Source organism: Heminiphilus faecis, from assembly GCF_008728965.1.
Classification (GTDB): domain Bacteria; phylum Bacteroidota; class Bacteroidia; order Bacteroidales; family Muribaculaceae; genus Muribaculum; species Muribaculum faecis.
The window spans coordinates 1-11,945 of the sequence record NZ_VSMC01000041.1 but is presented as its reverse complement, the minus strand read 5'-3'; the positions used below and the strand labels follow the sequence as shown (position 1 = coordinate 11,945).

At 50.4% G+C, this 11,945-nt stretch carries 11 protein-coding genes and 1 rRNA gene; 6 read left to right on the top strand and 6 right to left on the bottom strand.

The genetic code is table 11. The features are described from left to right. Both rrf and FW767_RS12375 read left to right on the top strand, forming a co-directional pair. Positions 1–85, top strand: a 5S ribosomal RNA gene (rrf, locus tag FW767_RS12380); the annotation flags it as partial. A gap of 119 nt (positions 86–204) precedes the next feature. Then, a complete protein-coding gene (locus FW767_RS12375) occupies positions 205–1,545 on the top strand; it encodes a methyltransferase RsmF C-terminal domain-like protein (protein ID WP_121700380.1) in 1,341 nt (446 codons plus the stop codon). Here FW767_RS12375 and FW767_RS12370 read toward each other — a convergent pair. The 6 genes from FW767_RS12370 to FW767_RS13215 all read right to left on the bottom strand — a co-directional run bounded on the left by FW767_RS12370 (position 1,542) and on the right by FW767_RS13215 (position 7,523). After that, entirely contained in the window at positions 1,542–2,786 is a 1,245-nt protein-coding gene (locus FW767_RS12370; RefSeq protein WP_121700379.1) for a glutamate-5-semialdehyde dehydrogenase, read from the bottom strand. The two genes, FW767_RS12375 and FW767_RS12370, sit on opposite strands and share 4 nt — an antisense overlap. Before the next feature lie 5 nt (positions 2,787–2,791). After that, a complete protein-coding gene (locus FW767_RS12365; RefSeq protein WP_147438828.1) occupies positions 2,792–3,337 on the bottom strand; it encodes a hypothetical protein in 546 nt (181 codons plus the stop codon). 27 nt (positions 3,338–3,364) lie between these two features. Next, positions 3,365–4,450 (bottom strand): glutamate 5-kinase, encoded by a 1,086-nt coding sequence (gene proB, locus FW767_RS12360; RefSeq protein ID WP_121700381.1) that lies wholly within the window; start codon positions 4,448–4,450, stop codon positions 3,365–3,367. 22 nt (positions 4,451–4,472) lie between these two features. Next, a complete protein-coding gene (locus tag FW767_RS12355) occupies positions 4,473–6,134 on the bottom strand; it encodes an AMP-binding protein (protein ID WP_121700377.1) in 1,662 nt (553 codons plus the stop codon). 25 nt (positions 6,135–6,159) lie between these two features. Beyond that, on the bottom strand, positions 6,160–6,711 hold the full coding sequence (locus FW767_RS12350; RefSeq protein WP_121700376.1) for a helix-turn-helix domain-containing protein: 552 nt from the start codon (positions 6,709–6,711) through the stop codon (positions 6,160–6,162). A 158-nt stretch (positions 6,712–6,869) separates the two neighbouring features. Beyond that, on the bottom strand, positions 6,870–7,523 hold the full coding sequence (locus tag FW767_RS13215; RefSeq protein WP_205523918.1) for a DUF6291 domain-containing protein: 654 nt from the start codon (positions 7,521–7,523) through the stop codon (positions 6,870–6,872). Between the two features lie 247 nt (positions 7,524–7,770). Between FW767_RS13215 and FW767_RS12340 the strand changes: the two genes are divergently transcribed. The 4 genes from FW767_RS12340 to FW767_RS12325 all read left to right on the top strand — a co-directional run bounded on the left by FW767_RS12340 (position 7,771) and on the right by FW767_RS12325 (position 11,619). Then, a complete protein-coding gene (locus tag FW767_RS12340) occupies positions 7,771–9,090 on the top strand; it encodes a methyltransferase domain-containing protein (RefSeq protein ID WP_121699762.1) in 1,320 nt (439 codons plus the stop codon). A 148-nt stretch (positions 9,091–9,238) separates the two neighbouring features. Continuing rightward, entirely contained in the window at positions 9,239–9,736 is a 498-nt protein-coding gene (locus FW767_RS12335) for an RNA polymerase sigma factor (RefSeq protein ID WP_121699761.1), read from the top strand. A gap of 26 nt (positions 9,737–9,762) precedes the next feature. Continuing rightward, positions 9,763–10,416: a hypothetical protein gene (locus FW767_RS12330; protein WP_121699760.1), complete on the top strand. Its 654-nt coding sequence runs from the start codon at positions 9,763–9,765 to the stop codon at positions 10,414–10,416. Between the two features lie 27 nt (positions 10,417–10,443). After that, positions 10,444–11,619 carry a hypothetical protein gene (locus tag FW767_RS12325; RefSeq protein ID WP_121699759.1) on the top strand — a complete coding sequence of 392 codons (1,176 nt, stop codon included), beginning with the start codon at positions 10,444–10,446 and terminating at the stop codon, positions 11,617–11,619. Positions 11,620–11,945: the final 326 nt, after the last annotated feature.

Sequence of the window (11,945 nt, the reverse complement as noted above, 5' to 3'; positions counted from 1 at the left end):
CCACCTCTTCCCATTCCGAACAGAGAAGTTAAACCTCATCACGCCGATGGTACTGCGAAAGTGGGAGAGTAGGTAACCGCCCCCTTCAGGGTGCAAGCACAACGCTTGCACCCTTTTTTTATACCCCCTACCTTTCACACCTCATTGCTAACTGCTATCTTTGTATGTTATTGTCTGACGATATTAATCTTTAAATATTGTATTATGGAGCTGCCTGAAGGGTTTCAGTGTGAGTTTGAGGGGTTGGCCGATGGGCTGCGTGAGGCGCCCTCTGTGAGCGTGAGGTGTAATCTTCGTAAGCGCGTTGGTGTGCCGGAAGGTGCTGCGCGTGTGCCGTGGTGTCCTTCTGGCTTCTATCTTGACGCGCGGGTGCCCTTCACGTTCGATCCTGCGCTTCATCAGGGGCTTTATTACGTACAGGATGCATCTTCCATGATATACGACTATATCGTGCGTCTGATGGCGTCTGACGGCCTTCCTAAGAGCTATCTTGACGCATGTGCCGCTCCCGGTGGCAAGACCACTGCTGCTATCGATGCGCTTCCTGACGGTTCTGTTGTGGTTGCCAACGAGTATGTGAGGGCGCGTGCGGAGGTGTTGCGCGAGAATATCGTCAAGTGGGGATATGACCGGGTGTATGTGTCATGTGGCGATACACGCGCGTTCCGCAAGCTCAAGGAAGAGTTTGATATAGTGGCGGCCGATGTACCGTGCTCCGGCGAAGGTATGTTCCGTAAAGACCCCGAGGCTGTGGCGCAGTGGACTCCCGCTCTTGTCGCCGAGTGCGCTTTGCGGCAGCGTGAGATTGTGGACAATCTGTGGCCCGCGCTGCGTTCAGGCGGATGCATGATATACTCCACATGCACTTTCAACCGCGCAGAGAATGAGGATATCGTACGTTATATAATGGATGAATACGGTGCCGAGCCGGTTGAGCTGCCGGTACCGGATGAATGGAATATTCTCCGGAGGGAAGGGTGCATGCACTTCCTGCCCGGGAGGGTGCGTGGCGAGGGGCTTACTGTGGCCGTGCTCCGTAAACCGGGTGAGTGTCCTGTGCGCGGTGAGAAGCCGGAGAAGAAGCGTCAGGAGAAGATGTTGCCGGCTATTGCATCCTGCCGTAAGTATCTTGGCAGACCCGATGAGTACGCGTGGGCGGTGGAAGATGATACAGTGCTTGCAATACCTGACCGCAGGATGTACGCACGCTTGGCGAAAGTGCTTGACTTGCGGCTGAAAGGTATTGAAGTGGCTACAATAAAGGGCAGGGATGTTATCCCCGCCCAGTCTCTTGCCATGTCGTGCGCTCTTGCCGACGATGCGTTTCCCTCGTATGAGGTCGATTACGGCACGGCTGTCTCTTATCTGCGCCGCGAGGCCGTTACGCTTGTTGATGCCCCTCAAGGATATGTATTGCTTACGTACAGGAAACGTCCGCTCGGATTCGTGAAGAATCTCGGACGGCGGGCCAACAATCTGTATCCGCAGTCATGGCGAATACTGTCGACCCATACTCCCGACATGCCGCCGGAGGTGCTACGTTAGCAGCGGGTCTGTCCGTGTCCGGTTATAAGGTATTTGTAAGTCGTTATTTCAGACAGTGCCATGGGGCCTCGGGCATGGAGTTTCTGTGTAGATATGCCTATCTCCGCTCCGAAGCCGAATTGTCCGCCGTCGGTAAAAGCCGTCGATACGTTGACATATACGCATGCTGCGTCTATTTCCCGCAGAAATGTCTGCTGTGCTTCCGGATCTTCGGCTATTATACATTCGCTGTGGCGCGACGTATGCGTGTCGACAAATTCTATGGCTTCTGCCAGTCCGTCGACGGTAGCCACCGACATCTTGTAGTCCTGCCACTCTCTGCCGAAGTCATCGTATGCGGCACGATACAGACGGGGGTATTTTCCGTCAAGCGCAGTGTAGGCGCGTTCATCGGCATATATATCTACGTTTTTGGATGCCATCGGCTCCAGTATTGTCGGCAGGTCATCGAGGCGCGATGCGTCGACCACAACCGTGTCAAGCGCGTTGCATACGCTGACTCTACGGGTCTTGGCATTGAATATGACTTCGCGCGCAACAGCATTATCAGCCGACGAGTGTATGTAAGTATGGCACACACCGGCACCCGTCTCTATGACCGGTACCCGAGAATTGTCGCGCACATACTCTATGAGCCGTTTTGAGCCGCGTGGTATTATCAGATCCACTTCTCCTACCGCTCCTAGCAGTTGTGCGGTGGCATCGTGCGATGCCGGCAGCAGTGTCACGCAGTTTTCGTCCCAGCCGTTGTCGCGCAGTGTGCGGCGCATTATAGCCACTACCGTCTCGTTGGTATCCTTGGCGTCGCTTCCGCCTTTGAGCAGACATGCGCTTCCGGCTTTTACGCATAGCGCGAATACATCGAACGTGACATTGGGTCGGGCCTCATATATGATGCCTATGACGCCAAACGGCACCGTGACCTTGTCAATCTTCATACCGTTGGGGCGTGTCACGGAGCTTAGCGTACGTCCGAGCGGCGAAGGCAGCGACGCCACGGAGCGCATATCGTCGGCTATGGCCTTTATGCGTTCTTCGGTGAGCAACAGGCGGTCGCGTTTCGGATCGTCGGGTGCCATACGTGCCATGTCGCGCGCGTTGGCTTCAAGTATCTTCGGGATAGCTTTTGTTGTTGTATCTGCCATGACAAGCAACATGGCGTCTATGTCGTCAGCACGCTTTGCAGCGAGTGAGCGAGAGGCCTTGCGCGCGGCCTTAAATGTCGGAGTCAGCGGTTGCATGGCGGTTATTTTCCGGTCATTATATCGCGGAGTTCGTTTTCAGCCTTTTTGGCTTTCTTCACAACCTCCTTGTTGTCTACGAAAAACAAGTATGTCACATACTTTTTCTTGCCCTCTTCATCAGTCTCCGGGGCATACTGCAGTATGGCTATGTTTCCGTTTGACGCGCGCCACATGTAGCTTTCGGTTTGTCCTTTCAGTTTGGCCGATTTCCCGTAGGCGGCCGACAGTATGACTTTGGACTGTTCGAATGCCGTACGGTCATCGGTTGATGATTTTTTATAGAAACCGACCTGAAACAGTTTGTCCTTATAGAAATCAAGCACGCTACCCGACCACTCTATGCGTCCCCACATGGCCGGCGAATAGGAGAACTTGGTATCGTCGCCATCGGTGGTGGTCAGCTTGCGCGGTACGTCGCCTATGGCTTCAATACAGCGGTCGAGCTTCCATCCGAACTTGATGTTGTTGACGCCGGTAAGTTTCTCGGTAGCGGCCGCCGCACCCGCGATAATGGCCAATGTAAACAGTAAAACAGTGAATCTTTTCATAAATAAACGGTTATTGAGGTTTTAGAATCAATCGATGTAAAGGTAGTCGCTGTGTATAAACGGTTTTTCGTCGCGTTTGCCTACAGTAGCCAGCGCCGTGGCGCTGTCGTAGCCTATGCGTCCCCAAGCTATCACGTTGCCTTCGGGATTTACGACTCTTACAATGTCGCCGTCATCAAATGACCCTTCCACCCGTGTTACGCCGACAGGCAGCAGACTGGCTCGGGCCGGCGCCGTGATGGCCTCGGCCGCACCCGCATTGACATGTATGACTCCTTTTGAGAAGCCTTCGCTATGGGCTATCCACTTCTTCACGCCCGATGCGCTCTCCTGTGACGGGTGAAACAGAGTGCGGGGCACCTGCGCGTCCTCGTCCATCAGGTCGAGCAGTATGTTGTCGCGCTTGCCGTTGGCTATAATGACGGCTATGCCTTCCGATGCCACCTTGGTGGCAATGCGGTATTTTGTAGCCATGCCGCCTCGTCCGAGCGACGACCGGCTCTCCGTTATGTATGCCGCGGCGTCCTCTACCTGCCTTATGTCGGCTATGAGGCTTGATCCGGGCAGTGACGGGTCGCCGTCATACACACCGTCGATGTTGCTAAGTATGACCAGCGCCTGAACATCCATCATCGAGGCTATGAGTCCCGAAAGCTCGTCGTTGTCGGTAAACATAAGTTCGGTAAGCGACACAGTGTCGTTTTCGTTGACTACCGGTATCACTCCGTTCTCGAGCATGACCTCCATACAGTGTTTCTGATTGAGGTAGTGGCGGCGTGTGGAGAAGTTCTCTTTTGTCGTGAGCACTTGCCCGCATGCTATGCCGTGGTCGCGGAACAGTTCGTAATAGCGGTTGATGAGCTTGGCTTGTCCCACGGCCGAGTACAACTGACGCGCCGACACGGTGTCAAGTTGTTGCGACAGCTTTAATTCGCTTCTACCCGAGGCCACGGCTCCCGATGACACGAGTATGACCCCCGTGCCTCGGCGATGCAGTTCGGCCACTTGGTCCACAAGCGCCGACATACGTGTTATGTCGAGAGTGCCGTCGCGCCTTGTAAGCACGTTTGACCCTATTTTTACGGCTATCAGTTTATATGCAGAGTGCCCCATATACATTACACAACAGATATTGTCATTTTTTGTTGTCGCGTATGGCTACTCGGCGTATCTTTCCGCTTATAGTCTTGGGCAACTCCTTTACAAACTCGACTATGCGCGGATACTTGTATGGGGCGGTCACCTGCTTTACATGATTCTGGATGTCTTTTATAAGTTCCTCTCCGGCATCTTCGGCACGCTTTATATATTCTTTTGCGAGCACTATCGTAGCCTTTACGACCTGACCGCGTATTTCGTCGGGGACACCCGTTATGGCACATTCCACAACGGCTGGATGGGTCATCAGGGCGCTTTCGACTTCAAACGGACCTATGCGGTAGCCCGATGACTTAATAACGTCGTCGGTGCGTCCCACAAACCAGAAGTAACCGTCTTCGTCGCGCCATGCGACATCGCCCGTGTGATATATGTCATCATGATATGCGGCGTGAGTAAGTTCCGGATCATGAAGATACTCTTTGAAGAGACCTAATGGCTTCTTGCCGTGAGTGCGCACTATGATCTCGCCCTGTTCGCCGTCCTCCACGGGCCGTCCGTCGGGAGCTATAAGGTCTATATCGTAGACCGGTCCTTTCTTACCCATCGAGCCGGGTTTCGGTTCGAGCCACGGGTAGGTGGCTATGGTGAGCGTGGTCTCGGTCTGTCCGAAGCCCTCCATAAGTTTTATGCCTGTCAGCTTCAGCCACTCCTCATATACCTTGGGGTTCAGCGCTTCACCGGCTATAGTGCAGTATTTCAGCGTGGAGAGGTCAAATTTGGACAGATCCTCGCGTATCAGAAAACGGAAAACCGTGGGAGGAGCGCAGAATGAGGTTATGCCGTAGTTGTGTATCATATGGAGCACGTCGACCGGTTCAAACTTCTCGAAGTCGTAGACAAACACGTTGGCGCCGGCTATCCACTGGCCGTAAAGTTTTCCCCACACGGCTTTTCCCCATCCGGTATCGGCAAGGGTCAGATGCAGACTCTTCTCGTTAAGGTTATGCCAGTAACTCGCGGTGATTATATGTCCGAGAGGATATGTGAAGTCGTGGGCCACCATCTTGGGCTCGCCTGTCGTGCCCGATGTGAAGTATAGCAGCGATACGTCGTCGTTTGTATTGGGGTTCACGGGGCGCTTGAATTCGGGAGCTTCGTCAATCGACTTGTTGAAGTCGTACCATCCTTCGGGTATTATGGGGCCGGTAGATACGAGCGCCTTCAGTGTCGGACACTTGGGCCGCGCTTTCTCTATATGATCTATTACCACTTTGTCGCCCGTCGATATTATGGCCTTTATGCCGGCCATCTTGCAGCGGTATATGATGTCTTTGTCGGTGAGCAGGTGGGTGGCCGGTATGACAGTGGCACCGAGTTTGTGCAGGGCTATGATAGCGAACCAGAACTGATAGTGCCGCTTCAGAATGAGCATCACCATGTCGCCGCGGCCGATACCGATAGATTGCAGAAACGAAGCCGTCTTGTCGCTCTCGCGCTTGATGTCGGCAAATGTAAACTGAATTTTCGCGCCTTTGTCGTTGGTCCACAGGAGCGCCGGTTTATCGGGTTCCTTAGCCGCCCATTCGTCGACTACGTCGTAACCGAAGTTGAAATTTTCGGGAACATTGACGTGAAAATTACGCATAAAGTCATCGTAGGACTCGAATGAAGTCTTGTCAAGAAATTTCTCAAGCATAATAAGACTGTAGATATTGTTTCGGTTATGATATGATGGCTATGAGTTTGACCGCTTTGTCGCCTAAGGCTTTAAGGCCGTGTTCACGGCGGGCGTCAAACATCACGCTGTCACCGGGATGCAGTATGAACACCTTTCCGGCAATGGATATTTCAAGTTCTCCCTCAAGGACATAGTTGAACTCCTGTCCCTGATGTGAGTTTAAAGTCTGAGGCTTGTCATCAGCCGTCGGTTCGACAGTGACGATGAATGGAGCCATGATACGGTGCCTGAAGCCTGCCGCCAAGTCCTGATAGCTATAGGCTTTGGTGCGCTCTACTTTCACCCCTTTTCCGGCACGGGTCACGTAATAGGAACTCATCTTGGGTTCTTCGCCGAAAAGGAGGGCGGTAAGTTCGACGTCGCAGGTATTTGCAAGTTTGTGTAGAAAGCTTACCGGTATGTCGGTTGTGCCGCTTTCGTAAGCGGCCAAAGTAGCGGTGTCAATGCCGCATTGTTCCGCCATATCTTCAATTGACAGGTTTATTGCATCGCGCAATCCTTTCAGGCGTTTGGCTACTTGCTTTATATGATCCATACAGTTGATAATTTATCCGGTTCAATTTTCGCAAAGATAAACAAACTTTTCCTAAACAGGTTTTCATTTTGCCCTAAAAATGTGATTGTTGCACACAATTTGTAGCTTTGTGCAAGGATTTGTGTGGCAAAATGATTTGAGTGTGTTTGAAGTCACTCTTAATACTCCATGCGCCGGAAGCGTCGGCTTCTGCGCCCCATCATCAGCATCGACGACATCATGTAGCGCTCAAACTCGAGACGGTAGTCTTCGAGGCAGTCGACGGCAACGCGCCTGTTGTTGAGCAGGTACGTGTCGTAAGTGGGGATGTGGCCGGTGATGAAGTCGACACCCACATGGTGGTAGTCGGCCAGACCCTGAAGGAAAGAGGTGTCGCGGAGCATGAGCGGACGCCAAGCCTCGATCATGTCCCAGTCGTTGCACACCTCCTGCCCCGGATAGCTGAGCGAGTGGCTGCGGCGGTAACCCGGCAAGGCCTTGTAGTAGTCGGCGGTGACGGGGGACGAGGGTGCAGGAGTAGCGGGCTTGGTAGATTCTGTGGGTTTTATAGGACTAATTGGTCTAATTGGTCCTATAGGTCTAATAGAGGTCGAGAGGGCTTTCTGACGGCGGCGTTCGCGGGCCCGGGCGTTGACCCGCTTGCGGCGGTCGATGACGGACTTGGCGAAGAGAAAGCCCATCATAGAGGCGGGGTCGAGGTCGACGGGCATGGTGTCGGTATTCTGATAGTGGCGGATGGCCTCGGTGAGACGGGCCTGACTGCGGGCGTCGAGGTGTGAGATGGCCTCGCTCCATTCTTGGTCAAATTTCATAGCACGGCGGGATTTATGGGTGTGTTTTCAACCACAAAGATAATATGCGCGAGGACCCGATTTATGCACAATCGGGTGTAAAGGGCATTTTTAACACTTACAAGGGAGGGGCAATTAGGCTAATTGGTCTAATTAGGCTAATAGAGGACGTTATGGCCGGTGTTTCGGTCACTGTACATAATGATTTATTTGGTGATGTAATGATTATAAACTATCTTTATCAGTCCAATCATAAATATATTTGTAAATGAGCCATGAAGTTTTTATAAGCTACCAGACAGAATCGCAGGCTTTTGTAGAACAATTATGTAAACTTCTTGAAAGTTACGACATTAAATGCTGGTATGGTAAGCGTGACGTTATATCCAATCATGCATCTGAAATACCTAAGGCTATCAGAGGTTGCAAGGTTTTTTTACTTGTGGTTGATGAGAATGTCGCTACTCATCCTCGAGGTGACATTCTAAATGAGGTATATTTGGCGAGCAATCTGTTCAAGAAGGGTTTACTTGATATGATGTCGGTAAATATAACCAATATCGAATACGAAGACGATGAGCTTCTGTACCATCTTGGAAGATTGCAGAAGAAATTTCTGATAGACAAAATGCTACCTGACGGAGCTATAAACCTTCTTGCCGAGCTACTCACCCGGCTTGGGCGTGGAGAATGCCCGGTGTCCTATGGCAACGTTCCCGGTGACGTCCGTTATAAAAACGATTACTTTGATATAAATGATGACCATGAATGTGAGCGTTTGAACACACAGTTGCATATACTGAAAAAATTTGACTCCGACGTGTATGACCGAATATTGAGCGGGCGTAAGGGGCTTTCGGTACTCGATATAGGCTGTAACGAAGGTAACCTTACTATGGACCGGTTTGGCAAACGGCCCGAAGTGAGAAAAATAATAGGAATCGATATAAATGCCGACGCTATAGAAAGTGCTAAATCCAATTTTGAAAATGAAAAAGCATCATTTTATCTTTTAAATGGTGAGGATGCCGATTTCGGATACGATCTTGCTGAAATACGTGAAAAACATGATATAGATAAGTTTGACATCATACATATATCGATGCTGTTGCTGCATATGGAGAATCCGTCTAAACTTCTCAAACGTATAAAACCTCTTCTTTCTAAAGGCGGTAAACTGTTTATACGAGACATCGATGATACACTGACTTTTGTGCATCCTGATCCGATGGGCGGTTTTAACCGTATGATAAGAATATGCGCGAGAGAGGAACTGTCGGGCTATCGACATAGCGGTAAAGAGATCTATTCAATGCTTATAGAGAACGGATTCCGTAACGTGGCGCTTGAGAAAAAAGGACTTGATACCTCGCAGATGACTTTGGAAGAAAAAGACGCGCTGTTTCATACATATTTTTCATTCATATACGAAGATACTAAAATACTTTATCTGCGCAATCCTGAGAACAAACGTGTACTTGACGATTATAACTGGCTGGAAAACAATTATGGAGCTTTAAAACAAGAATATGACAGGCCTGAGACATTGTTCCAGTTGGGTTTTGTAACATATACGGCAGAAAAGTAGTGTGGTGCTAACCTATGATAAATATCATGCTGCGGTGATTGATGTATTTTGGGGGCGTCTTGAAAAAAGATGACATATTTAAATCTATTTTTGTAGAATTCCGTCTATTTCATAGAAAGGATAATAAAACCGACGGATTCAGACAGCAATGGATACTATTGCCCAACGCCATATAAAGCAATTGGAAAGTCTTGTCGTGCAACGGCAGGATTGGCTGTTCAGGTTTGCTTTTATGCGCATAGGGCGGCGTGAGGATGCCGAAGACCTGATACAGGATGTGTTTGTGGCGGCGTTCCGTATGATACGCGAGGGCAGGCCGATTCAAGACCTCGACCGCTACATCCTAAGGAGTATCGGCAACGCATGCGCCGACTACCACAGGCAGCGCCGTAACACGATGGTGTCGATTGACGAGATTGAGGATATACCGGCATGTGAGGCTGACCGGCCTATTTACGAAGAATACCGCCGTATCAGACTTTTACTTGACGGCCTGCCGCCGGAGCAGTCTGAGATCGTGAGGCTGAAGTGTTATGACGGATTGACCTTCAGGCTTATTTCCGAACTGCTGGAGATACCTGAAGCTACAGCCAAGTCGCGTTACCGATATGCGATAAAACATATTCAGGAACGGTTGAAAGGTTAAAAACTCCCTATAAAGATATATCGAACATGAAAGATGACCGTTATGACATGGATGAAGTAGAGCGTATGCTAAGCCCGAGGTGCGAGTTTCGTGCGTCGGACGTACTGCGTCCTGAAATCATGAAGAGGGCCCGTGCGTTGCAGGAGCCGCGTCGGTTCAGGCTTGCCCCGTGGCTTGCCGCGGCATGTGTGGCCGGAGTGGTTGTCGTGTCGCTTATGCGTTCGGAGCAGAGTGCCGAGGATGTCGCGGAGAGCCCTTGTGTGGCCGAGGTTGTGGCCGACACTCCTGTGCGGGATGAGGCTGCCGACGCCCCGGCTGAGGATGTGCTTGTAGCCGAGGTCATCACCCCGGCGGTCAAGCCGGCTGTGGAGAAGGCGGCGCAAGCGGCCGTGACGGATCCTGCCGTGGTACATGATCCTGCCGTAGAGCCGCAAGTGGTGGCGCAGGTTGTGGAGCGCCCGTCCGTGGAGGGCCCCATGCCCATGGGTAGCGGTGAAGGCGGCCCTGCCATGCCGAGAATCCTTGCGGAGACCGATATACCCGTTACTCGTCCTGAAAATCTGGAGTACACTTATGAGGAGCTGTCTTTGATGAAGCGACAGGCCCTTATGGCCTATTTAAGCCGTATACGCCTTGAGATTGAAATAGCCGAACAGTCAATAGCCGAAAGTAAAATATGATATTAAACCATAAATCCATTTTTTGATATGAATAAACTGATTATCGGACTGCTTATGCTCGGTACAGCCGTCTTATCGGCAAACGGGGCTTCCGAGGCTCCCGTCAGACAGCCTAAATCGCTTGAGTCAGCGTTAGAGCGCCTTTCTAAAAAATGCGGCGACATGTTTGCGGCCTCGCAGCATACGCGTATTAATCCCGATACGGGTGTGCTTGAAGAAAAAACGGATATAATACCGGTCAAATGCGGTGAGAACGAAGACGCGCTCCTGCATGTAATACGGTGCTTTGAAGACGACAAGGAGTGCGGATATCAATACGTGCACATACAACCCGGTGAAATGCAGAACTTTAAAATAACAACCGGCAGCGGATCTATAACGCCTCGTACCGACAACTCGCAGGAGATGTGGATACTAAACGTGAAAAATCAAGAAAACCCGCGTCTGCGCGACAACTATACCCTTGTCCTCGATAGCGGCAACGCCATGCGCGAGGGTAAAATATACCGCGTGACGTCGATACGGCCCGATCTTATCAAGGATGACATGTCGGTCATAATGGGACGTATGACTGTGCCCGAAGTGCTTGACAAGCGGTTTGTCTTAGAGGGTACAGTCGATGAAGCGATAGCCGATTCATGCTACAATATATATATAGCCGATAAACAAGATCAGATAAGTGACGACCACTTGGTGGCGTGCGTGCCTGTAATAAACAAAAAATTCAGGTTCGAGACTGATATTGACCGGATTAAGTCGGGGCGGATAAGAGCTTTGTTTCCCGGCGACAAGTTGTGCTCTGCGTGGATAGACTTCAATTTAGTGCCGGGCCTTACCCTGAAAATGACGGTTCACAACGGATGGTACAACATAGAAAATAATTTTGAATACAATGCCAAGATTTTCGAGCAGTCTCTAAAGTCAGACCTGTCAGGTTATGCTGCCGGACTGCAAGGCCTGAACTTCAATGACATCGACGGCGCCGACAATGTATTGGGGCAGAAAGAGTCCGAACTTAGGTTTGCATTGGATGAATACCGCAAAATGCTTGAAGAGATTGATGCACGGCTGCTTGACCTTAACATCAACACTGATAACGGCTCTTCAAGCAAAAAGTATAAAGAAGAGCTTTACAAGCAGTCGCAGGAGATAAGCCGGCGCATGAAAGAACTCGTTGACCGGTATTCGTCTAATATAAAATAAACACATAGCGAAATAGTAAATTTGAGAAAAGCGTAGCGAATGTACTGGAACAGCGTTCGTTACGCTATATTTTTCTTTCGGCAAAAAGCCAAAGAAAACCATAATATAGACAAATGACGCAAAAGTTCAGTTACCACATCATTACCCGTGTGATGATGCAATTTTTTTTGCGAAACCTAAATTTTGCATCGTTTGGCTTCTGGAAAAGCCACTCTACTTTGACCCTTTTGGCCAAACAGAATTTACCCACCTTGGCCATAATATGATTGACCCTTTAAAGTCCTGGTGTTAGGGGTCAATTTTATTTTACCCTTTTAATTCTCTAT